The organism is Arthrobacter pascens, assembly GCF_030816475.1.
GTDB classification, from domain to species: domain Bacteria; phylum Actinomycetota; class Actinomycetes; order Actinomycetales; family Micrococcaceae; genus Arthrobacter; species Arthrobacter pascens_B.
Genome location: NZ_JAUSXF010000001.1, coordinates 4234926 through 4255213, shown reverse-complemented (window position 1 = coordinate 4255213; position 20288 = coordinate 4234926). Strand labels below are relative to the sequence as shown.

Annotated in this window: 20 protein-coding genes and 1 pseudogene; 12 read left to right on the top strand and 9 right to left on the bottom strand. The window is 65.7% G+C overall.

Annotated features, from left to right (window positions below; translation table 11 throughout):
* Positions 1–5 precede the first annotated feature (5 nt).
* Both kdgD and QFZ40_RS19620 read right to left on the bottom strand, forming a co-directional pair.
* On the bottom strand, positions 6–920 hold the full coding sequence (gene kdgD / locus QFZ40_RS19625) for a 5-dehydro-4-deoxyglucarate dehydratase (RefSeq protein ID WP_306906473.1): 915 nt from the start codon (positions 918–920) through the stop codon (positions 6–8).
* 140 nt (positions 921–1060) lie between these two features.
* Entirely contained in the window at positions 1061–1948 is an 888-nt protein-coding gene (locus tag QFZ40_RS19620; RefSeq protein WP_306906472.1) for a LysR family transcriptional regulator, read from the bottom strand.
* 142 nt (positions 1949–2090) lie between these two features.
* Between QFZ40_RS19620 and QFZ40_RS19615 the strand changes: the two genes are divergently transcribed.
* From QFZ40_RS19615 to QFZ40_RS19600, 4 genes are read left to right on the top strand one after another with little or no spacing between them, the layout of a single operon-like run.
* Positions 2091–3092, top strand: coding sequence for a Bug family tripartite tricarboxylate transporter substrate binding protein (locus tag QFZ40_RS19615; RefSeq protein WP_306906471.1), 1002 nt, complete (start codon positions 2091–2093; stop codon positions 3090–3092).
* The gene (locus tag QFZ40_RS19610; RefSeq protein ID WP_306906470.1) at positions 3089–3628 is read left to right on the top strand and encodes a tripartite tricarboxylate transporter TctB family protein; all 540 of its coding nucleotides are present in this window, start codon (positions 3089–3091) and stop codon (positions 3626–3628) included. The genes QFZ40_RS19615 and QFZ40_RS19610 overlap by 4 nt, the downstream gene beginning before the upstream one ends.
* Before the next feature lie 9 nt (positions 3629–3637).
* Positions 3638–5167 carry a tripartite tricarboxylate transporter permease gene (locus QFZ40_RS19605; protein ID WP_306906469.1) on the top strand — a complete coding sequence of 510 codons (1530 nt, stop codon included), beginning with the start codon at positions 3638–3640 and terminating at the stop codon, positions 5165–5167.
* A complete protein-coding gene (locus QFZ40_RS19600; protein ID WP_306906468.1) occupies positions 5164–5568 on the top strand; it encodes a universal stress protein in 405 nt (134 codons plus the stop codon). Before QFZ40_RS19605 ends, QFZ40_RS19600 begins: the two co-directional genes overlap by 4 nt.
* A 226-nt stretch (positions 5569–5794) precedes the next feature.
* Here the strand turns inward: QFZ40_RS19600 and QFZ40_RS19595 are convergent, their stop codons facing one another.
* Complete coding sequence (locus QFZ40_RS19595) at positions 5795–6529, bottom strand: TetR/AcrR family transcriptional regulator (protein WP_306906467.1); 735 nt, start codon at positions 6527–6529, stop codon at positions 5795–5797.
* A gap of 138 nt (positions 6530–6667) precedes the next feature.
* On the opposite strand from QFZ40_RS19595, the pseudogene QFZ40_RS19590 reads away from it, so the two are divergent.
* Positions 6668–8072 (top strand): annotated as a pseudogene (locus QFZ40_RS19590) (flavin monoamine oxidase family protein).
* An 11-nt stretch (positions 8073–8083) separates the two neighbouring features.
* Here the strand turns inward: QFZ40_RS19590 and QFZ40_RS19585 are convergent.
* Positions 8084–8686 (bottom strand): DUF6919 domain-containing protein, encoded by a 603-nt coding sequence (locus QFZ40_RS19585; RefSeq protein ID WP_306906466.1) that lies wholly within the window; start codon positions 8684–8686, stop codon positions 8084–8086.
* 54 nt (positions 8687–8740) lie between these two features.
* Positions 8741–9400 carry a hypothetical protein gene (locus tag QFZ40_RS19580; protein ID WP_306906465.1) on the bottom strand — a complete coding sequence of 220 codons (660 nt, stop codon included), beginning with the start codon at positions 9398–9400 and terminating at the stop codon, positions 8741–8743.
* A 124-nt stretch (positions 9401–9524) separates the two neighbouring features.
* Between QFZ40_RS19580 and QFZ40_RS19575 the strand changes: the two genes are divergently transcribed.
* Positions 9525–9905, top strand: coding sequence for a VOC family protein (locus QFZ40_RS19575; protein WP_306906463.1), 381 nt, complete (start codon positions 9525–9527; stop codon positions 9903–9905).
* Between the two features lie 30 nt (positions 9906–9935).
* On the opposite strand, the gene QFZ40_RS19570 is transcribed toward QFZ40_RS19575, so the two are convergent.
* Entirely contained in the window at positions 9936–10340 is a 405-nt protein-coding gene (locus tag QFZ40_RS19570; RefSeq protein ID WP_306906462.1) for a DUF5997 family protein, read from the bottom strand.
* Between the two features lie 168 nt (positions 10341–10508).
* Here QFZ40_RS19570 and QFZ40_RS19565 point away from each other — a divergent pair, with 168 nt between their 5' ends.
* Both QFZ40_RS19565 and QFZ40_RS19560 read left to right on the top strand, forming a co-directional pair.
* Positions 10509–11189 (top strand): LysR substrate-binding domain-containing protein, encoded by a 681-nt coding sequence (locus QFZ40_RS19565; protein WP_373427486.1) that lies wholly within the window; start codon positions 10509–10511, stop codon positions 11187–11189.
* A gap of 168 nt (positions 11190–11357) precedes the next feature.
* Positions 11358–11873, top strand: coding sequence for a MarR family winged helix-turn-helix transcriptional regulator (locus QFZ40_RS19560; RefSeq protein ID WP_306906458.1), 516 nt, complete (start codon positions 11358–11360; stop codon positions 11871–11873).
* Between the two features lie 68 nt (positions 11874–11941).
* Here the strand turns inward: QFZ40_RS19560 and QFZ40_RS19555 are convergent, their stop codons facing one another.
* Both QFZ40_RS19555 and QFZ40_RS19550 read right to left on the bottom strand, forming a co-directional pair.
* The gene (locus QFZ40_RS19555) at positions 11942–12277 is read right to left on the bottom strand and encodes a hypothetical protein (RefSeq protein ID WP_306906456.1); all 336 of its coding nucleotides are present in this window, start codon (positions 12275–12277) and stop codon (positions 11942–11944) included.
* Between the two features lie 21 nt (positions 12278–12298).
* Positions 12299–13066 (bottom strand): GntR family transcriptional regulator, encoded by a 768-nt coding sequence (locus QFZ40_RS19550; RefSeq protein WP_306906455.1) that lies wholly within the window; start codon positions 13064–13066, stop codon positions 12299–12301.
* A gap of 107 nt (positions 13067–13173) precedes the next feature.
* Here QFZ40_RS19550 and QFZ40_RS19545 point away from each other — a divergent pair, with 107 nt between their 5' ends.
* From QFZ40_RS19545 to QFZ40_RS19530, 4 genes are all read left to right on the top strand, one after another.
* Positions 13174–13932 (top strand): LamB/YcsF family protein, encoded by a 759-nt coding sequence (locus QFZ40_RS19545; RefSeq protein ID WP_306906454.1) that lies wholly within the window; start codon positions 13174–13176, stop codon positions 13930–13932.
* Positions 13933–14014: 82 nt separating this feature from the next.
* A complete protein-coding gene (locus QFZ40_RS19540; RefSeq protein WP_306906453.1) occupies positions 14015–15361 on the top strand; it encodes an MFS transporter in 1347 nt (448 codons plus the stop codon).
* A 19-nt stretch (positions 15362–15380) separates the two neighbouring features.
* Positions 15381–17093, top strand: a complete 1713-nt coding sequence (locus tag QFZ40_RS19535; protein WP_306906450.1) for a carboxyltransferase domain-containing protein — start codon at positions 15381–15383, stop codon at positions 17091–17093.
* Positions 17094–17100: 7 nt separating this feature from the next.
* Positions 17101–18861, top strand: a complete 1761-nt coding sequence (locus QFZ40_RS19530) for an acetyl/propionyl/methylcrotonyl-CoA carboxylase subunit alpha (protein ID WP_306906449.1) — start codon at positions 17101–17103, stop codon at positions 18859–18861.
* A gap of 35 nt (positions 18862–18896) precedes the next feature.
* Here the strand turns inward: QFZ40_RS19530 and QFZ40_RS19525 are convergent, their stop codons facing one another.
* Entirely contained in the window at positions 18897–20153 is a 1257-nt protein-coding gene (locus QFZ40_RS19525) for a D-arabinono-1,4-lactone oxidase (protein ID WP_306906448.1), read from the bottom strand.
* Positions 20154–20288: the final 135 nt, after the last annotated feature.

Here is a 20288-nt window from a genome sequence, read left to right as displayed (position 1 = left end):
GTTGTTCAGGAGACGGTGGCGACGAGAGCTTTGAGGTCCGCCAGGTCCTGCGGCGCCAGGTTCTGCAGCGGCGGGCGGACCCCGCCTGCCGAGCGGCCGATGGCATCCAGGCCGCCCTTGACGATGGAGACGGAGTAGCCCTTCACGCGGTCCCGGATATCCAGGTAGGGGATCACGAAGTCGTTGAGCTTCTTATTGACGGCCACACGGTCGTTGTTCCGGACGTCCTGGTAAAAGTCCAGGGCGAACTGCGGAACAAAGTTGTACATTGCGCTGGAGTAGGTGCTCATACCGAGCTGGAGCAGCGGGAGGGCGAAGGTCTCCGCCGTGGGAAGGCCGCCGAGGTAGAAGAGGCGGTCGCCGAGCTTGGCATAGACGCGGGCATCGTGTTCGAGGTCGCCCACGCCGTCCTTGAAGCCAATGAGGTTCTCATGGCGCTCCGCGAGGGTTGCCACGGTGGTGTCCTTATAAATGGCATTGGCGCGGTTGTAGATGATGACACCCAGCGACGTGGCGCTGCAGATGGCGCTGACGTGGTCAATCAGACCACCCTGGTCCGCTTCGGTGAGGTAGGGGGGAAGGAGCAGGATGCCCTCTGCGCCTGCGGCCTCCGCAGCCTTGGCATTCTCGATGGCCTGGACAGTGGAGCCGCCGGCAGAAGCCAGGACTGGCACCTGGCCGCCTACTTCCTCGACGGCGGTGCGGACCACACGCTCGGACTCCGCAGCTGAGAGGGAGAAACCTTCGCCCGTGCCGCCCGCTGCGAAGAGGCCGGCCACCGGGAAGCTCGCCTGCCAGGCGAGGTGCTTGCGGTAGTTCTCCTCATCGAACTGCAGCTGCGCATCGAACGACGTTACCGGGAAAGACAGCAGGCCTTCCTTGAGGGAGTCTGCCAGTTCCTGGGGGGAGTACTTTGCCACGATGTTGTCCTCTGTGAATGCCGCTGGCGGCGGGGGTGTTGGGTCCCGTCCAGAGTAGGCAGCCTATTTGATGCCTGTCTAAGTGCTATTTCGTATTGGTTGATACTTAAAACGCATAGTTTGCCGTGCGGCCGAAGTGCCTACTCCGTCCTGAACTCCAGGTCCTGAAGGAGGCGTCGCAGGGCTGGGTTAGCCACCTTGCGGTTCCAGATCGCGTGCAGCTCAACGGGGTCTTCTCTGCCGCTGCCGGCGAGAGGCAGGAATTCGACGCCCTTGATGGCGAGCAGCGTGGCCGAATGGGGGACAAAGGCCACCCCGCGCCTGGCTGCAACCAGGGAAACCATGGTGAGGATCTGGCTCACCGTGTGGAGGACATTCCCATGCTGGATGTCATGCATGCGGACGACCAGATCGTAGAAATACGCCGCTTTGGTGGGCGAGTGCATGATGAGGGCTTCGTCCCGGAGGTCGGCGTCTTCGATGGGCCGGGAAAGGCCCGCCAGCCGGTGGCCTGCCGGGACGGCCAGCATCATGGACTCCCTGTAGAGCAGGTGCGAATCAAAGACGTCCCGGTCGAACGGGGGCCGCGCCAGGCCCAGGTCCAGCTCGCCAGTGAGGAGGCCTTGGATCTGCTCGCCGGTCACCAGTTCCTGGAGGTCAATGTCCACCTGGGGAAGAATGGCCACGATCTCCTCCAGGAGCGGGCCCAGGATGCTGAACCCGCTGGCCGCCGTGAAGCCGACACGGAGCACGCCCGAGCGTCCGGTGGCGATCCTGCGGGCGGTGATCGGGGCGCGGTTTGCCAAGGCGATGAGCCTCCTGGCCTCGTCCAGGAACGCGTTCCCGGCAGGCGTGAGCTTTACCTTACGGTTATCGCGCTCCAGCAACTCCGTGCCGATGCTTTTCTCCAGTTTCTGGATCTGGCGGCTAAGCGGCGGCTGGGTCATGTTCAACTTTTCGGCTGCCCGTCCGAAATGGAGTTCTTCGGCGACGGCGATGAATCCGGCCAGTTGGTCAAAAGTAAACATGATGCCTTTCAGGTATCACCCGATGCATTTTAGGGCTTAGACATGCATCATAGCGTCTCCCTACACTCGACTAGCGAGCCGGCGTGATTCGGTTCACACAAACGTCCGGGACCCCGCCCCGGGATTTCTACGAGGAGTTCCAATGAAGCACTTCCCCACCCGCCGCACGGTTCTCGGAGTGGCCTCCGCCGTCACACTGTTGGCGCTCACGGCCTGCGGCAACGTCGCGGGCGGCAAGGCCAACTCAGCCAACTACCCGTCAGGACCCATCAACCTCACCGTGGGCCAGGCCGCCGGCGGCAGCACCGACCTGATCGCCCGGGCCCTCGCCGAAGGCGCCTCCAAGACCCTCGGCCAGCCCATGCCCGTCGTGAACAAGCCCGGCGCCAATGGCGCCCTGGCTACTAAGGAAGTGGCCGGGAAGCCCGCCGATGGACAGGAGCTGGTCCTCCTCACGGCATCACTGATCACCATCACTCCGTTGGCCGTCACCCAGGACGAAGCCATCAGCGTCGATGACCTGGACATCATCGCCGGGCTGTCGCAGGACGACTATGTCCTGGTGGCCAGCACCCAGTCCGGATTCAAGACGTTCAAGGACGTGGCCGGCGCCGGCCGCAACGTCACCTTCGGCACCACCGGTGTAGGCACCGGAAGCCAGCTCGCCCAGACCGTGTTGTTCAAGCAGGCCGAGGTCAAGGGCACAGACATCCCCTTTGACAGCGGCAAGCCAGCCCTGACGGCGGTCCTCGGCAACCAGGTGGAGCTCGCCACCATCCAGCTCGGCGAGGCCATGCCCCAGATCGTGGCGGGCAAGGTCTCGCCCCTGCTGGTCTTCTCGGAGGAACGCAACAGCTACCTGCCGGACACTCCCACCGCCAAGGAAACCGGCTATGACGTGCCCGTAGCCCAGTACCGCGCGGTCGCGGCGCCCAAGGGCACGCCCGCAGAAGTCAAGGAGAAGCTGCTCGCCGCCTTCCAGGACACCTTCAAGTCGGACGCCTACAAGGAGTTCAACAAGAAGAACATGCTGACCCCGAAGGAGATTTCCGGTGAGGAAGTCGTCGCTGACTGGAAGGGATACGCAGCGAAGTACAAGGAACTGGTGGAGAAGTACGACATCAGCCTTAGCGGAAATAAGTGAGTCCAGTGAAGGAAACCCCCGCGGAGTCCGCCGGCGAACTTCTCGATGACCTGACGCCGGAGCAGCTCGCAGCCCAGTGGGAGGAGGAAAAGCCTCCCGCGGCCGGCCCCCTCGCCAATGCGGCCACGTCCCTGGTAGTTCTTGGCGTCGGGATCGGCGCCGTCATCCTCTCGATCGCCATGGGGCTGGGTACGCCTGACAAGCCCCAGCCCGGTCTGTGGCCGTTTATCATCAGCTGCGTCATGGTGGTTCTCGGGCTCTTCCAGCTAATCGCCGGCCGACACAACCGGGACGCGGAGGCGTTCACACGGATGTCCACGGCACCGCTGACCGGCCTGGTGACACTCGCTGCCATGGTCGCCCTGATGCCGCTCATCGGCTTCGAACTGCCGGCCCTGGTGTTGTGCGTCATCTGGATGCGCTTCCTTGGCGGCGAAACCTGGCGCTCCACGCTGGTAGTCAGTGCCGCCGTCGTGATCGCCTTCTACGCAATCTTCGTGCTTGCGCTCAACACGTCCATCCCCCATCTCTTCTAGGAGACCCCCGTGGATTTTCTGAATCCCGTTATCAACGGATTTGCGGTTGTCCTGGAGCCGACCAACCTCCTCTACTGCCTGATTGGCGTCGTGATCGGCATGCTGATCGGTGTGCTGCCCGGCTTGGGGCCCGCGGCAACCATCGCCATCCTGCTTCCGCTCACCTACAACGTGGAGCCTGTCACGGCCATCATCATGCTGGCCGGCATCTTCTACGGCGCACAGTACGGCGGCACAATTACCTCCGTGCTACTGCGGCTCCCCGGGGAGGCGTCCTCCGTGGTCACCGTCTTCGACGGCTACCAGATGGCAAAGCAGGGCAGGGCAGGTACGGCGCTGGGACTGGCTTCCATCGGCTCGTTCATCGGCGGAACCGCCTCGATCGTCGGGCTGACGTTCCTGGCGCCGCTTGTGGCGAGTTTCGCCCTCGACTTCGGGCCGCCGGAGTACAGCGCCCTGGCGATGCTCGGCATCCTGCTGGTAGCCACGATCAGCAGCGGATCGAAGGCGAAAGCGCTGATCGCCGCCGCGCTGGGGCTCCTGCTCGCCACGGTTGGCCGGGACATCTTCACCGGTGAAAGCCGTTTCACCTTCGGCAGCCTGCCTCTGGCCGACGGCATCGATTTTGTACCGATCGCCATGGGCATCTTCGGGCTCGGCGAAATCCTCTACAACCTTGAGGAACGGCACCGGGCGGCCAAGGCGCCGTCGAAAGTCACCAACGTCTGGCCGTCCCGGCGTGACCTCAAGCAGGCCTCCGGCGCCATCGGCCGCGGATCAGTCCTCGGCTTCTTCTTGGGAATCCTTCCCGGCGGCGGTGCCACCATCGCCTCCATGGCGTCCTACGCCATGGAAAAGAAGCGGGCCAAACAGCCGGAGCGCTTCGGCAAGGGTGCACCCGAAGGCGTGGCCGGACCGGAAACCGCGAACAATGCGGCCGCCACGTCCTCTTTCATCCCGCTGCTGACGCTGGGCATCCCGGCCAACGCCACCATGGCGCTGATGTTCGGCGCGCTGCTGATCCAGGGCGTCACCCCCGGCCCGCAGCTGGTGGAACAGAACCCCGAGCTCTTCTGGGGCGTGGTGAACTCCATGTACATCGGCAACATCCTGCTGCTGATCATGAGCCTGCCGCTGGTGGGGATCTTCGTGAAGATCCTCCGGGTCCGGGCCGCCATCCTGGCGCCGGTCACGGCCCTCATCACGCTGCTGGGTGCCTACACCATCAACAACAGCATGTTCGATGTTACGCTCGTCGTCGTCTTCGGCATCGTCGGCTACCTCATGAAGAAGTTCGGCTTCGAACCCGGCCCGCTGGTGCTGGCGTTCGTGCTCGGCGAACTGCTGGAAAGCTCAATGCGCCGCTCCCTGCTGGTCTTCGGCGGCGATCCCCTCGGCTTCTTCGGCCGTCCGATTTCGGCAACGCTGCTGCTGGTCTTTGTCCTGGTGGCAGTGCTTCCGATCATCCGTGGTGCCATATCCAAGCGCAAATCCACTGCCCCCACAGCTGTCACGCCTGAAATCAAGGAGAAGGTATGAGCATCATCGTCGGATTCGTCCCCACACCCGCAGGGGAGGCCGCGCTGACGGCAGGCATTGCTGAGGCCAAGCTCCGCAATGAGGACCTGGTGATCGTCAATTCTGCGAGGGAAGGCGCGCTGGTGGACAAATCAGTGGCACCCGACAACGTCCTGGCACAGGCGGCCAGCCGTGCAGCGGAGGCCGGCGTCACCGCCAGGGTCATTCAGCCTCCGTACCTGCATGACCTCGCTGACGAGTTCCTCGACGTTGCCCGAGAGGCTGACGCTTCGCTGATCGTCATCGGACTCAGGCATCGGACCCAGGTGGGAAAGTTCATCCTGGGCAGCCACGCCCAGCGCATCCTGATGCAGGCCGACCGCCCCGTATTGGCGGTCAAGGCTGACGGAGCCGGTTTCTAGCCGGGCCTCGGCACAGCCCCTGCAGCCGTAGAGATGCAGAGGAAGGCAGGCTGTCTCCACGGAGACCGCCTGCCTTCGCTGTTTCCGATATCAAAACACCCGCTGATGTGGCGTGCCCATCCAGCCCGGTGGGGTGAGTCCCGCCGTCGTGGGCCACTTTGGGGAGCAAAATCCGCGGACCGGGCTGAAACGGCGGCGTGTCCGTGTCGAAATGCCCCCACTTCGTTCAGCCCCGCCACGTCCGCAGCGCTCCGAGCCCAGTGATAAGTGCTTCGAGCCCCAGGCCGAAGGCCACGTCCGCGGGGCGCTCGTCTCCCCGGGCCGCCAGGCTCCGCACCGCAGCGGTGAAGTGCGGGGTTGCCTCGGCCATGCTGCCGGGATCGAAGATGTCCGCCGGTGCCGTGACGTCATAGGCCGAGCCGAAGATGAAGGACTCCAGCGCCACGATGGAGGAAATGATGCGCTCCTGCGGGAATCCTGCATCCCGGAAGCCCTTGCTGACCGTCTCGTACATGGCCAGGGTCTGGGGCGCGTCGGTCACGGGAAGGACTGCGATCACCGGAATCAGGGGCGTGTGCTGGGCGAACACGTCGCGGTAGCTCCAGGCCCAGGCGCGGACAGCATCCTCCCAGGACGCCGTGCCGAAGCGGGAGACGTCAACCAGAGCCGCGAGATGGTCCTCCACCAGCACGAGAACGTCACTCTTGGAGGCCACATGGTTGTAAAGGGCCGACGGCGCGACGTCCAGTTGGCGCGCCAGTCCGGCCATCGTGAGGCCGTCATAGCCCTTCCTGCTGATGAGGTCCAACGCAGCAGCAGTGATTCCCGCCTTGTCCAGGACTGCCGACGACGGCCGGCCGGCCCGCCGCCGGGCACTCTTCGACGGGTCCGCTGTAACGCCTGTTGCCGTGTTGGAGCCGGCTGTTCCGGCGGTGGTTCCTTGGGCGGCGGCTGCCGACATGGTGCTGGCCTTTCGGTGGGTTCCCCAGCATTATTCCACCGACCTCTTCCGGAGCCCGGCGCAAACCGCTATAGTTCTAATAAATGAATGGCATTCATTTAGTGGCGCGCATCACCTTGCCGCCGAAGAGAGGACATCATGCTGAACCTAAACCGCGACGTTGTTGTCGTTGGAGCGGGACCCTCCGGGTTGACCGCAGCCCGTGAACTTAAGAAGGCCGGCCTCACGGTCGCCGTGCTGGAGGCCCGGGACCGGGTCGGCGGACGCACCTGGACAGATAACGTGGACGGCGCCTTGCTGGAAATCGGGGGCCAGTGGGTCTCACCGGACCAGACAGTGCTCCTGGACCTGCTGGACGAACTGGGCCTGAAGACCTACTCCCGCTACCGCAGCGGCGAGTCCGTATATATCGGCGCCGACGGCATTCCTGTGCGCTACACCGGCGACTCCTTCCCCGTAGACTCCGCCACCGCCGTCGAGATGGACAAACTGATTGCGCTGCTGGACGGGCTGGCCGCCGAAATAGGCCCTACAGAACCCTGGGCTCATGCCAAGGCCCGCGAGCTGGATACCATCTCCTTCCATCACTGGCTGCGCGCCCATTCGGACAACGAGGAAGCCTGCAACAACATCGGCTTGTTCATCGCCGGCGGCATGCTCACCAAGCCTGCACATGCATTCTCGGCGCTGCAGGCCGTGCTGATGGCGGCCTCCGCCGGGTCCTTCACCCACCTCACGGATGAGGACTTCATCCTGGACAAGCGGGTCATCGGCGGTATGCAGCAGGTCTCGCTGCTGCAGGCGCAGGAGCTGGGGGACGACGTCGTCCTTAACAGTCCGGTGCGGACCATCAACTGGAGCGTGAATCCCGACGGCGGCAGCCCCGAGAGCTATCGCGTCACCGTCGTTTCCGAGCGCGCCACAGTCAACGCCAGGTTCGTGATCATGGCCGTGCCGCCAAATCTCTACTCGCGCGTCTCCTTCAACCCGCCCCTGCCGCGCCGACAGCACCAGATGCACCAGCACCAGTCCCTGGGCCTGGTCATCAAGGTCCACGCGGTCTACGGCAAACCGTTCTGGCGGGAGGACGGGTTGTCAGGAACCGGATTCGGCGCCGGCTCACTCGTCCAGGAAGTTTACGACAACACCAACCACGGCGATGTCCGGGGGACCCTGGTGGGCGTTCATTTCCGATGAAAAGGCCGACGCCGTCTTCGAGCTGAGCGCCGAGGACCGGAGGCGCGCAGTGCTGGAGTCCATTGCCGGCTTCCTGGGGGAGAAGGCGCTGGAGCCGGAGGTCTACTACGAGTCCGACTGGGGTTCGGAAGAATGGACGAGGGGCGCTTACGCCTCGAGCTACGACCTTGGAGGCCTGCACCGCTACGGCAAGGACCAGCACACGCCGGTGGGACCCATCTACTGGTCCTCCTCAGACCTTGCCGCCGAAGGCTACCAGCACGTGGATGGTGCTATCCGGATGGGCCGGATCACCGCGGCGCGCATCTGCGAAGTGGCCCGCGTGGCAGAGCCGGCGGGCCTGTAGCCCACCGGCTCCTACTCCCCGGGAGTCAGCGCGGCGAGGACGGCCGGAAGCAGGACGTCGTTCCTGCCCCACGCCGGATCAAAAATTTCCACGTACCAGGAGTCGGCCAGCAGCAGCGCCAAGGTTTCGTTGGTCTCCTCCGCCCAGTCCTGGACCTGATCCGAGGTTATAGGGGTCTCGCTGGAGCCAAGCACGGTGACAACCTCGGCTCCATCGAGCGTGACGGGGATGGCAGCGGTGCTGGCCTCCCCCGGACCATGCGCCACCGTAACCAGGTCGGACCGGGTGGACATGGCCAGAAGCTGCGCTGCCACATCTGCACTGCAGAAGCCGGTCACATACTGGCGCTGGGCACTGCCGCTGTATGGCAGGCCGGGCTGGGATTCCTTGGTGAACAGCCCGTTCCTGTTCAGCTGCACCAGCAGCGGCGCGATGGCGTCGGTTTCCTCGTCATACCTGGCCGTGAAGGTTGCGGCCTGGTATTCGCTGCCGCCTTCCAGCCAGCGTGCCGTCAGCTCGCCGGCAGCCTCCAGCGTCACGGCCTGCCGCCAGACCTCCCGGTCCGCCAGCAGCCTGCCGAACTGGTCACGAACATCCGTTTCTTTGAGCTCCATCCTCGGATGCTACCGCCGCCCAACCACCTCGCTCCAACGGCGGCGACACAGCACTTAACGTCGGCTGGAGGGCATTCCGGCCGCCCTCTCCGCCGCTGCGAGCGAAACCTCAAGCCGCGCCACGGCGGGCACGTAGCCCTCGTGCGGCACGGACTGCAGCCGCTCCGCTTCCCGCATGGCCCTGATAAGGGCCGACGTTTCGGGCATCCGGACATCGGTGATAGCCGGATAATCGATGCTGCAGCCCGGATCGAGTTCGTAGCTGCGCCAGCGGGCAAGGAGGGCCTGGTGCAGGGCCTCCGCTGCCTTATACGCCGGCTGTGCCTGACGCCGTTGCCGGCGGAGCTCCTGGTGGGCCAGCACCCGTGGGCTGTAGCGGTAGGCGGTGAGGCCGGCCGCTCCGCCCAGTGTGGCGAGCACGGCACCTGCCCACGGCGACATCACGGTGGGGATAAGGAGGGCCGGGAGGGCCACTGCAGAGCCCATGAACAGGTCCCAGAACAAGGTGTCGGAGCGATCGGGGATCTTTCTTGTGCTGCCAACTCCGCTGAGCCCCGGTTCCGCTGCCTGCGGGGGAGCCGATGCTGGCACGGCATTGCCTGCGGTGTGCAGCCGGACGGCAAACACCGTGCCGGCTACCGCGAATACCAGGAGAGGAGCCCAGAACAACATTGTCCAGGCTCCCAGGCCCACGGCTTCTGTCAGGGCTGCCACCACGGCACCTCCAAGCATCAGTTTCGGCCCCTGGAACCGGGGCCGCTCCTTCCATTGCAACCCCTGCGGGCCCGCCGGTCAATGGGTGCTGTCCCGGCACTGGAGGGCCGCGTAGCGTAGGACCATGAGACTCAAAATGTGCAGCATCCACGTCCAGGATCCAGCGGCGGCCCACACGTTCTATACGGGTACTCTCGGCTTTGAAACGTTGCTGGCCGTGCCCGAATACAACCTGTACATCATCAAGGATCCGGGCGCGGATGCAGGTTCAGTGGGGCTGCTCCTGGAGCCGAGCGACAACCCGCTCGGGGCGGACTACATGAACGGACTGCACGACGCCGGGATGCCGGCCATCGTCTTCGGCGTGCCGGATGTGCAGGCTGAGTACCGCAGGCTTGTTGACGCCGGCGTGGCCTTTCAGGGCGGACCCAGCGACGGCCCGTCCGGGATCACGGCCGTGTTCGACGACGGCTGCGGCAACTTCGTGCAGCTGCACCAGGACTGATGAAGGGTCCTGCCTGCCGTGCCCTCGGCTCTACTTCGCCGAGGCGCGGGCTTTCTTGGCTGCATTCTTGGCCGCCTCGTCCTTAACGCGCTGGGCCTCGGCCCGGACGGCAGCGTGGGTGGAGCGCTCGGCGACCAGCCAGGCCGGGGGAGCCTGCAGCAGCGCGGTGATTTCCGCCGTCGTCAGCGCTTCCTCGACACCCCCGCGGGCCAGGCCGCTGATGGAAACATTCAGCTTCTGGGCCACGACGGGGCGCGGGTGCGGCCCGTTGCGGCGGAGTTCAACGAGCCACTCCGGCGGGTTGGCCTGCAGTTCGGCGAAATCCTCGCGGCTGATGGTTGAATCCTGGAACTCCTGCGGTGTAGCGGGCAGGTAGATGCCAAGTTTCTTGGCAACAGTGGCCGGCTTCATGGACTGGGAGTTTGCAGAGGTCATGCTTCAAGGGTATCCGGCTCACTGCTCGCAGGGCACCAGAGCAGCACCAGAGCAGCAGGGGCAAGGCTACCGCTGCGGCGGTGGCGGTACTGTGAAGACGTGCCCGCAGACAATGATTCCCCGCAGAAACCCGCCCCCGCAGAACCCGCAGGGCAGGATGCGCCCCGCGTGCTCCGGTTCTCCTACGTCGCCGGGGTGACGCCGGGGAAGTGGATCCGCCGATGGGAAGAGCGCGTCCTGGATATCCCGCTCCGGTCATTTATGTCCGACGACGGCGCCCAGCTGGACGTGCTGCGTGACGGTTCCGCTGACCTCAGCTTTGTCCGGCTTCCGGTGGAGCGTGAAGGCCTCAACGTGATCCCGCTGTACGAGGAGCAGCCTGTGGTGGTGGCGCCCAAAGGGCACGAGATCTCGGTGTTTGAAGAAGTGGCGTTGGCCGACCTGGCCGAGGAGACATTCCTGGACGTCGCCGTGCTGGGCGGGCCCGAGAGTGCGATGCAGGTAGTAGCCTCGGGTGCCGGCCTGGTTATCCTGCCGATGTCTGTGGCACGGCACTTCAACGTCAAGGACACCGTGGCCCGTCGGCTCACAGGAGCGCCCGTCACTGAAATCGCCTTGGCCTGGCCGAGCGGTTCCACCGACGAAATTCTTGAGGAGTTCATCGGGATTGTGCGCGGGCGCACGGCCCAGAGCTCCCGCCAGCCCTCGGCCCAGCAAGAGAAGCCCAAGAAGGAACCCAAACCGGACCGGCGGGGGACCGGCGTCAAGAAGCCCAAGGTGGCTCAGCGCTACGCGCCCAATCCGGACAAGGGCCGGGGCAAGGGCTCGCGGAAAAAGGGCAAGCGCTAGCATCAGGATCCGATTGGGCCTGGCAGGAAGCGCCGCTACGAGGATCAGCAAGGCAGATTAGTAAGCATACTTGCAAAGCGGTTGCTAAGCATGCTTATGGTAGAGGTTAGCGACGCATGGAGGGGTGAAGGTGCCCTGATCCCGCCATCCACAGGAAGGCCGCGGCCGATGAGCAGCAGTGTTGATCCAGATGCCCGGAACAGCTACCGCTTGCTGACGGTAGCGGCGCGCATGGTGCAGCGGCGGCAGGATGACGCCCTGGCTCCCCTGGGATTGACCCGGGCAGCGGTGATTGCCCTGGAGGGACTCGCCGCGGGGCCGTTGAACCAGGAGCAGCTCGCTTCCGTGGTGCACGTTCAGAGCCAGACGCTCGGCAGGGTCCTGACGCGGCTGGAAAGCACAGGGCACATCACCCGCAGACGCCACGCTTCAGATCGACGGCAGTTCAAGGTGGAACTCACTCCGGCCGGCGAGGCGGCACTTGAGGCGGCACGCCAAGCCGAGGCGAATGCCTATCCGAACGATCCGGACATCAGCTGGAAAGTCCTTTGTGAGGAGCTCGCCAAGTTCGTCTCGGCCTTTCCGTCAGCCCAGCCGGAGGACGTCAAAGTAACAGAAATAAGCCAACGCCGGGCGTTCCGGCACTTGGGACGGCGGGCCACAAACCTCCGGAGCCTGGACTAGCGGAACGTAGAACCAGGCCCCTTGAAGATGGAGTAAATCGCCCGGAAATCCGCAGCCGCTACGGGTCCCTACGGCGAGCAGGCCTGCTGCAGCGCCGTCACGGATTCGGCTGGCACCTGGTCGGGTGATGCGGCAATCTGGCCCAGCGGCGTCGCAATTTCGGAAGGGACACCGGCCGTTTTAGACGCGGATACCAGTCCGCCGAGCAGCGCCTTTTCTTCAACGCTGACCACCCCGTCCTGGACGATGGTGCACACCTGGCTCTTCACTTGATCTGCGGCCGACCTGGCCGCTTTGGACGCGGCGTCATCCGGCACCTTTTCAGTAGAATCCTGGACAGAACCACAGGCGGCCAGCAGGAGCATGAGGGGGACTGCGGACAGGACGGCAAGACGTCGGTTCATCCTTCCAGCCTAACGGTTCAGTTATGAGTCATCCGTTTCGCCGTGGACGGCAGCCAGGTTGTCCTCGGAGCGGTCCAGGTACTCCAGCAGGAGCCGGGCGGCGCGGTCCAGGTCTCCTGCTTCCAGGGCCTGGCAGATGACCTCGTTGTCCTGGAGGTAGTGCCGGTAGAACTGCCCGTCCACAGTGGCCTTGTGGAAAAACAGGCGCATTTCGGCAAGGACCTGGGCCATGATGCTGTTGAGCCGCCTGCTGCCGGCCAGGGCCACAATGGCGCCGTGGAAATGCTGGTTGGCCGTGCCAAGAGCCTCCTCGTCGCCGGCTGCCAAAGCACGTTTGCCTTCATTTACGGCGGCCCGGACGGCTTCAATGCGTTCCGGAGTCCCCCCGCCGCGGATGGCACTGACTTCGATGGCGCGGCGAACGGTGTAGACATCGTGAATGTCACCGGCGCCGAGGCTGGCCACGAAGACACCTCTGTTCGGGTGCCGGACAACCAGCCGCTCGCTGGCCAGTTCGGCAAAGGCCTCGCGGACCGTGTTGCGGGACACCCCGAGATCCTCCGCGATGGTGGATTCGGTCAGGCGTGTGCCCGGCAGCAACCTGCCCTCCGCCAGTTGCAGGCGGAGCTCAACGGCGACCCGCTCTGCCACGGACGGAACCGCCACCCGCAATCGCCCGGCCCGGGCCCGCCCCGCCAAACCGCTTTCAGCAAGCCCTGGACCGCTGTGTTGTACTTCGCTCTCCGGAAGGGAACGGGGAGGGCGGATATCTGCGTCTGAACGGGCCATACTGCAGAATTTACACGATCGTCACATTGTTGAATCGCAGAATCGTTGAACAATCGCAATTTTTGGTGCATGCTTAGTAAGGCACATCAATGAGATGAGGATCACAAATGGCAAGCATCGACCTGAACAGCGACGTCGGCGAATCCTTCGGACGCTGGACCCTCGGCGACGACGCGGCCATTCTCCGGTCCGTCAGCAGCGCCAACGTGGCCTGCGGCTTCCACGCCGGCGATCCCGGCGTGATCCGCAGGACATGCCGTGACGCCGCTGCAGCCAACGTCGCCGTCGGCGCCCACGTGGGCTACCGGGACCTGGCGGGCTTTGGCCGCCGCTTCCTGGACGTTGCCCCCGTTGAACTGGCCGACGACGTCGTTTACCAGCTGGGTGCGCTCCAGGCACTGGCGGCAGCAGAGGGCGCCCGGGTCCGGTATGTGAAACCGCATGGCGGACTCTACAACGCGATAGTGCACCACACGGGGCAGGCCCAGGCGGTAGTTGACGCCGTCAGGGCGGTGGATCCGGGCCTTCCCATCCTTGGCCTGCCGGGCTCGGAGGTGCTTCGCCTTGCGGCAGCCGCCGGACTACGGGCTGTTCCAGAAGCCTTCGCGGACCGGGCCTACAACCCGGACGGGACCCTGGTGTCCCGGTCACAGCCCGGGGCCGTGTTAGAAAACCCGGCCGACGTTGCTGAACAGGTGCTGAGGATGGCCACAGAATCGTCCGTCCGCGCCGTCGACGGCTCCCTCCTGAAGATCCAGGCGGAAAGCATCTGCGTCCATGGTGATTCCCCTGGAGCGGTGGCCATGGCTACCGCCGCGAAGGCCGCCCTGGCGGGGGCCGGAGTCACCGTCTCCGCTTTCGTCTGACCCGCCAAAATCCTGCCCTGCCCCGTTCCATCCGCATTGACTCTCCCATCCAGGCACCACCTCACCCCTCCCGGAGGACAGCATGACCGCTTCATCCCCAGCACCGGCAACAGCAAGGAAGCTGCCTGCCGGTGCCCTCAAGGCGTACATCGCCAGCCTGACCGGCACGTCCCTTGAGTACTACGACTTCGCTATCTACTCCGTCGCCTCGGCACTGGTGTTCCCCAAGGTCTTCTTCCCCAACAATGACGAATTCGTCGGGCTTCTGCTTTCGTTCTCGGCCTTCGCCGTCGGTTACCTGGCCCGCCCCATCGGCGGGGTGGTGTTCGGCCGCCTCGGTGACAGGATCGGACGCAAAAAGGTCCTGGTGGTCACGCTGATGCTTATCGGCGTGGCGACCTTCCTGATCGGTGCGCTGCCCGACTACTCGGTCATCGGCATCGCCGCCCCTGTTGTCCTGGTGCTGCTGCGCCTGGCCCAGGGCATCGGCGTCGGCGGTGAATGGGGCGGCGCGGTGCTGCTTTCCAGCGAATTCGGTGATCCGACCAAGCGCGGCTTCTGGTCCTCGGCCGCCCAGATCGGCCCGCCCGCAGGCAATCTGATGGCCAACGGCGTCCTCGCCATCCTGGCCGCATCCCTGAGCAACGAGGCCTTCCTGTCCTGGGGCTGGCGGGTGGCGTTCCTCTCCTCGGCTTTGCTGGTGGTCTTTGGCCTGCTCATCCGGCTCAAGCTGGAGGAAACCCCGGTCTTCAAGGCCATCGCCGCCCACGGCGACCGGCCGAAAGCGCCGATTACCGAAGTGTTCCGCAAGGAACCCCGGGCCCTGATTTCCGCTGCCCTGTCCCGCGTCTGCCCCGACGTGCTCTACGCCCTGTTCACGGTGTTTGTCGCGGTGTACGCCACCAAGCAACTGGGCATGACCACCGGCAACGTGCTGGCCGCCATCCTGATCGGTTCCGCCTTCCAGCTGTTCCTGATCCCGGCCGCCGGCGCCCTCACCGACCGCTTCAACCGCCGCCTGGTCTACGGCATCGCGGCCGCCGGAACCGCTATCTGGATACCTGTGTTCTTCATCATGATCCAAAGCAGGTCTGAGGTGGTCCTGACAGCAGGCGTGGTGATCGGACTGGCATTCCACGCCCTGATGTACGGGCCCCAGGCCGCCTACATCACCGAACAGTTCCCGGCCCGGCTTCGCTACGCCGGCAGCTCGCTGGCCTACACCCTCGCAGGGGTGATCGGCGGTGCAGTTGCGCCACTGATCTTCACCGCCCTGTACGCGGCGTCCGGGAACTGGTACCTGATAGCTGTCTACCTGCTGGCGGCCTCACTGGTGACCATCATCGGGCTGGCCCTTGGCCGCGACCCGCAGCCGGAAGAGGACCTGCGCCTGCTCGGCGAAGCCACCGGCCAGGAGAGCCACGCCTGAGCGGCGCGGCCTGATCACCATGGACACAGTTCGCGCACCCGCCGCGCCGGCCAAAGTGCTTGCCGTGCGGCCCGTGGGTACGACGGCGGTACTCGCCGAACTCTCCGGGCTCCACGATGTGATGGCGCTGCAGGCACTCCTGCTGGAGCAGCCGCTGCCCGGACAGGTGGACGTCCTGGCCGCCGCTGAAACGGTGATGGTCAAGGCGGACTCGCCCGCCGCGGCCCGGCGGATCGCCGGCATGCTGCTCGAGATGGACCTGACAGTCCAGGCCCACACGGAAGGCAAGCTGGTAGTCATCGAGACCGTGTACGACGGCGAGGACCTCGACGAAGTGGGGCGGCTCACCGGCTTGGGAACTGACGGCGTAATAGCAGCCCATACCGGGCAGGTGTGGACGGTGGCGTTCGCCGGCTTCGCACCGGGATTCGGCTACATGGCAGGGGAGAACCGGCTGCTCGAGGTTCCGCGCCGAAGCTCGCCCCGGACCGCAGTTCCCGCCGGAGCAGTGGCCCTTGCAGGCCCTTACTCGGCGGTGTACCCGCGGAAGTCTCCAGGCGGCTGGCAGTTGATCGGCCGGACGGCTGCGCGCATGTGGGACCTGGACCGGGAGCAGCCTGCCCTTGCCGTGCCGGGGGACCGAGTGCAGTTCAGGGCCGTGCGGGAGTCCGTTGAGCTTGCCGCGACAGAGCATCCGGCCGCCGAGCCCGACATGCCTGAACTCGGTCCGCAGCCGCAGCCGCAGCCGGAGCAACACCCGCAGCAGGAGCCGCAGCCGCAGTCCGGCCTCCGGGTCCTGTCCCCGGGACTTCAGAGCCTGGTCCAGGATCTGGGCCGCCCCGGCCATGCAGGACTTGGAGTCTCCCCCTCCGGCGCCCTTGACCGCGCCTCCCTGAGGCGCGCGAACCGGATCGTGGGCAACCTGCCGGCTGCCGCCGTCGTCGAAAGTGCCGCCGGCGGGCTGCGCGTGCAGGCCGTGGGGGACCAGGTGCTGGCAGTGACCGGCGCGCCGTCGCCACTGAGTGTGGTGGGGCCCCCGGAGAATGACGGCACTGCTTCAGAAAACGACAGCCTGCGCACTGTGCCCATGGCTACCGCGTTTGCCCTGCTGGATGGTGAGATCCTGACGATTGGGGCTCCTGAACGCGGGTTCCGCACCTACCTTGCCATCCGCGGCGGGGTGGATACGGGCAGCACACTCGGCAGCCGCTCCACCGACACAATGTCCGGCCTCGGCCCGCCACCCCTGACGGCCGGCCAGGTACTCGCCGCCGGCAGGACCGCCGCCTCGAACGTGGTGGGGGATCCGGAACTGCAGCCCGAGTACCCGGACACCGGCGTCACCGTGCTGGACATCGTGCCCGGCCCGCGCGACGACTGGTTCGACCCGGCCGCCCTGGCAGCCCTTTGCGGCCAGGACTGGGAGGTGACCCCGCGCTCCAACCGGGTGGGCATGCGCCTGTCGGGTGAGCCGATCCGCCGAAGCCGCGACGGCGAGCTTCCCAGCGAGGGAACGGTGGCGGGTGCCATCCAGATCCCGCCGGAAGGCCAGCCAGTACTGTTCCTTGCCGATCATCCGATTACCGGCGGCTACCCCGTGATCGGGGTGGTGGTGGAGCACCAGCTGGGTATCGCAGCCCAGGTCCCCATCGGCGGGCACCTCCGGTTCCGGTGCGTGTCCCGGCCGCCGGATGCCTTCCCACCTTCCCGACAATCCTCCCCAGAAAAGTGAGTAACTGATGCGCAAGGTCCTGATCGCCAACCGCGGAGAAATCGCCGTCCGTATCGCCCGTGCCTGTGATGACGCAGGGCTGGAATCCGTCGCGGTATATGCGGATGTTGACGCGGACGCCATGCACGTGGCGGCAGCCAGCGAGGCATACAGCCTCCGCGGCAACTCGCCGTCTGAAACGTACCTCGACATCGCCAAACTGCTGCGGGTCGCGGTTGAGTCCGGGGCCGACGCCGTTCATCCCGGCTATGGCTTCCTGTCCGAGAACGCAGGGTTTGCTCAGGCCGTCCTGGACGCCGGCCTGACCTGGATCGGCCCTAAGCCTGAAGCCATCCGGCAACTGGGCAACAAAATCACCGCCCGGGAGATCGCTGTCCGGGCTGGGGCGCCGCTCGTGGCGGGCAGTGACGGCCCGGTGGCCTCCGCCGCCGAAGCCCGCACTTTTGCTGAAGAGCACGGTCTGCCGATTGCTATCAAAGCCGCATTCGGCGGCGGCGGCCGCGGCCTCAAGGTGGTCCGGGAGCTGGACCAGATCGAGGAGTCCTTCGACTCCGCGGTCCGGGAAGCTGTGGCGGCCTTCGGCCGCGGTGAATGCTTCGTGGAGCGCTACCTGGACCGTCCCCGGCACGTGGAGGCCCAGGTCCTGGCGGACCAGCACGGGAATGTGGTGGTGGTGGGAACCCGCGACTGCTCCCTGCAGCGCCGCCATCAAAAGCTGGTGGAGGAGGCTCCTGCACCGTTCCTCAGCGATCAGCAGACCCGGCAGATCTACGCGGCCGCCAAGGCGGTGTGCCGGGAAGCCTCCTATTCGGGGGCGGGCACCGTGGAGTTCCTGGTGGCGGCGGACGGCACCGTGGCGTTCCTGGAAGTGAACACGCGCCTGCAGGTGGAGCATCCGATTACTGAGGAGACCACCGGAATCGACCTGGTGCAGGAGCAGCTGAGGATAGCTGCCGGTGAACCGTTGCGCTTCACGGCAGATCCTGTACCGAGCGGCCATTCCTTCGAGTTTCGGCTCAACGCCGAGGACGTGGGCCGAGGCTTCCTGCCGTCACCGGGCACCATTGCCACATTCCACGGGCCCACCGGCCCCGGCGTCCGCCTCGACTCGGGCGTCCGGGCGGGGTCCTTCGTCGCACCGCAGTTTGATTCGCTGCTGGCGAAGCTGATCGTCACCGGCGCCGACCGCCAGCAGGCGCTGCGCCGGGCCCGGCGCGCCCTGGCTGAAATGGAGATCACCGGAGTGGCCACCGTCCTCCCGTTCCACCGGGCCGTGGTTCAGGCGCCGGACTTCACGTCGGAAACCGCGCTCGGCGTCCATACCCGCTGGATCGAGACCGATTTCGCCGGCCAGGTCCTGGCGGACCCGGGGTTCGGCACGTCAGCTCCGGATGGCGAGCGGCGCACCATCACCGTTGATCTGGACGGCCGGCGGCTCGCCGTCGGGCTTCCCGCCGCGCTGCTGGATGGCTGGGCCCGGTCCGGGCGTGCCGTTCCTGCCGATGTGGACCTGGATGCAACGCCCGGCGGCGGAGCCGTCCCGGACGCTGCTGACCCTGGTGAGTTGCGTGCTGACATGGCCGGAACGGTGGTGAAATGGCTGGTTCCGCCGGGCGCCGAGGTAGCGGCGGGGGACGCCGTCGTCGTTCTTGAAGCGATGAAAATGGAAACCCAGGTCGCCGCCCACCGCGGCGGCACGCTGACCGGGATCCGGGCAGAGGCCGGCGGCATAGTAAGCGCCGGCGCGGTGCTGGCGCTGATCGGCTGACCCGCTGATCGGCGGGCACCAGGGGACTGGGGCTGCTAGCGGGCGCTCGCGGCAGGAACACCCAGGATGCTGTCCAGCAGGCCGTTGCGGAACTTCCCGTCCGGGTCATAGGCCGACGCCAGGGAACGGAAGGCGGCGAACCGGGGATACAGGGATTCCCAGTCGTGACTGGCAGGGGTGAACAGCTTGCCCCAGTGCGGCCGGGCGCCGAACGGGCGCAGCAAGTCCTCTATTTCCGGGAGGACAGCTTCCACCTGGGCCTGCAACGGCTTCCAGGTGAAATGCAGGGCAACGCTCTGCTGGCGGTAGAACGGACTGAGCCAGAACTCATCCGCCGCGCCCGTACGGATCTCCGAGACAAACAGGAGGGGCGCCACCTTGTCCGCCAAGGTGCGGACTGCCTGCAACGCCGCCGGTGCGTGTTCCAGCGGCAGGATGAATTCGCTCTGCAGTTCTTCGCCGTTGCTCGGAGTGAACTCGTGCCGGAAATGCGGCAGGCGGTCCAGCCACAAACCGGCTTCGTCCAGTTGCGGGGTGCAGTTCTCGGCTGACATTCCGGGGAGGGGGTGCCGCGCCTCCACGGCCGGTGTGGCGCCAAAGAGGTCAGTGAGGGCCGGCTCGGAATCAAGCGCTTTCAGCCAGACCTGGCTGACGGTGTCCCCGGCATAGTCGGTAAAGAGGCTGACGCTGTATGCGGCAGAGGCGATGGCGGTGAAGTTCTCCAGGGCACTCTCCCACGGGAGATTTTCCAGAACCCGCTGCCGCATCCGGTAGCTGGGCCGGACGGACAGTTCCAGGCCTGTCACGATGCCCATGGCACCAAGACCCACCACACTGGCCAGGAACACGTCACCGTCTTCGCGGGACAGGGACACCTGCTCGCCGGAGGGCCGGACCAGTTCAATGCGTTCGACGGCGCCGGCGAGGGACGTATTGTCCACCCCCGAACCGTGGGTGCCGGTCTGGATGGCTCCGGCCACCGAGATGTGCGGCAGGGATGCCAGGTTGTGGATGGCGACGCCGGACTCTTCCAGCCTGCGGCACAGCACGCCATAGCTGATACCGCCGCTGACCCGGACAGTTTGCCGCTCGGAATCCAGTTCGATCTCCTGCGGCAGGCCGTCAAGGAGGACGTGGACGCCGTCGGTATCGCCCACGCGATTAAAGGAATGCCGCGAACCCAAAGCCTTGACCCGGCCGGCCGCGGAGACAATACCGGCGAGCTCATCGACAGAGCGAGGACGGCGGACCTCAGCGGAGGAGTAATGGAGGTTTCCTGCCCAGTTCTGCATTAAATCGACTTTCCCGGTGGGGTGGATTTGCTCCATAAATCGTGAGCGCTCACACAGTGGCTGTCAAGGCGCTTCCAGCTCGCGGGCATCGCTTCCGGGTTCCAATTGGAAGGGGTGGCGCGCGTCTCTATATCG

What these genes read in the sequence shown, in the direction of transcription:
- QFZ40_RS19620 (WP_306906472.1), bottom strand. Translation starts at nt 1,948, where the DNA reads ATGTTTACTTTTGACCAACTGGCCGGATTCATCGCCGTCGCCGAAGAA.
- QFZ40_RS19615 (WP_306906471.1), top strand. Translation starts at nt 2,091, where the DNA reads ATGAAGCACTTCCCCACCCGCCGCACGGTTCTCGGAGTGGCCTCCGCC.
- QFZ40_RS19600 (WP_306906468.1), top strand. Translation starts at nt 5,164, where the DNA reads ATGAGCATCATCGTCGGATTCGTCCCCACACCCGCAGGGGAGGCCGCG.
- QFZ40_RS19595 (WP_306906467.1), bottom strand. Translation starts at nt 6,529, where the DNA reads ATGTCGGCAGCCGCCGCCCAAGGAACCACCGCCGGAACAGCCGGCTCC.
- QFZ40_RS19585 (WP_306906466.1), bottom strand. Translation starts at nt 8,686, where the DNA reads ATGGAGCTCAAAGAAACGGATGTTCGTGACCAGTTCGGCAGGCTGCTG.
- QFZ40_RS19575 (WP_306906463.1), top strand. Translation starts at nt 9,525, where the DNA reads ATGAGACTCAAAATGTGCAGCATCCACGTCCAGGATCCAGCGGCGGCC.
- QFZ40_RS19570 (WP_306906462.1), bottom strand. Translation starts at nt 10,340, where the DNA reads ATGACCTCTGCAAACTCCCAGTCCATGAAGCCGGCCACTGTTGCCAAG.
- QFZ40_RS19560 (WP_306906458.1), top strand. Translation starts at nt 11,358, where the DNA reads ATGAGCAGCAGTGTTGATCCAGATGCCCGGAACAGCTACCGCTTGCTG.
- QFZ40_RS19555 (WP_306906456.1), bottom strand. Translation starts at nt 12,277, where the DNA reads ATGAACCGACGTCTTGCCGTCCTGTCCGCAGTCCCCCTCATGCTCCTG.
- QFZ40_RS19550 (WP_306906455.1), bottom strand. Translation starts at nt 13,066, where the DNA reads ATGGCCCGTTCAGACGCAGATATCCGCCCTCCCCGTTCCCTTCCGGAG.
- QFZ40_RS19545 (WP_306906454.1), top strand. Translation starts at nt 13,174, where the DNA reads ATGGCAAGCATCGACCTGAACAGCGACGTCGGCGAATCCTTCGGACGC.
- QFZ40_RS19540 (WP_306906453.1), top strand. Translation starts at nt 14,015, where the DNA reads ATGACCGCTTCATCCCCAGCACCGGCAACAGCAAGGAAGCTGCCTGCC.
- QFZ40_RS19535 (WP_306906450.1), top strand. Translation starts at nt 15,381, where the DNA reads ATGGACACAGTTCGCGCACCCGCCGCGCCGGCCAAAGTGCTTGCCGTG.
- QFZ40_RS19530 (WP_306906449.1), top strand. Translation starts at nt 17,101, where the DNA reads ATGCGCAAGGTCCTGATCGCCAACCGCGGAGAAATCGCCGTCCGTATC.
- QFZ40_RS19525 (WP_306906448.1), bottom strand. Translation starts at nt 20,153, where the DNA reads ATGCAGAACTGGGCAGGAAACCTCCATTACTCCTCCGCTGAGGTCCGC.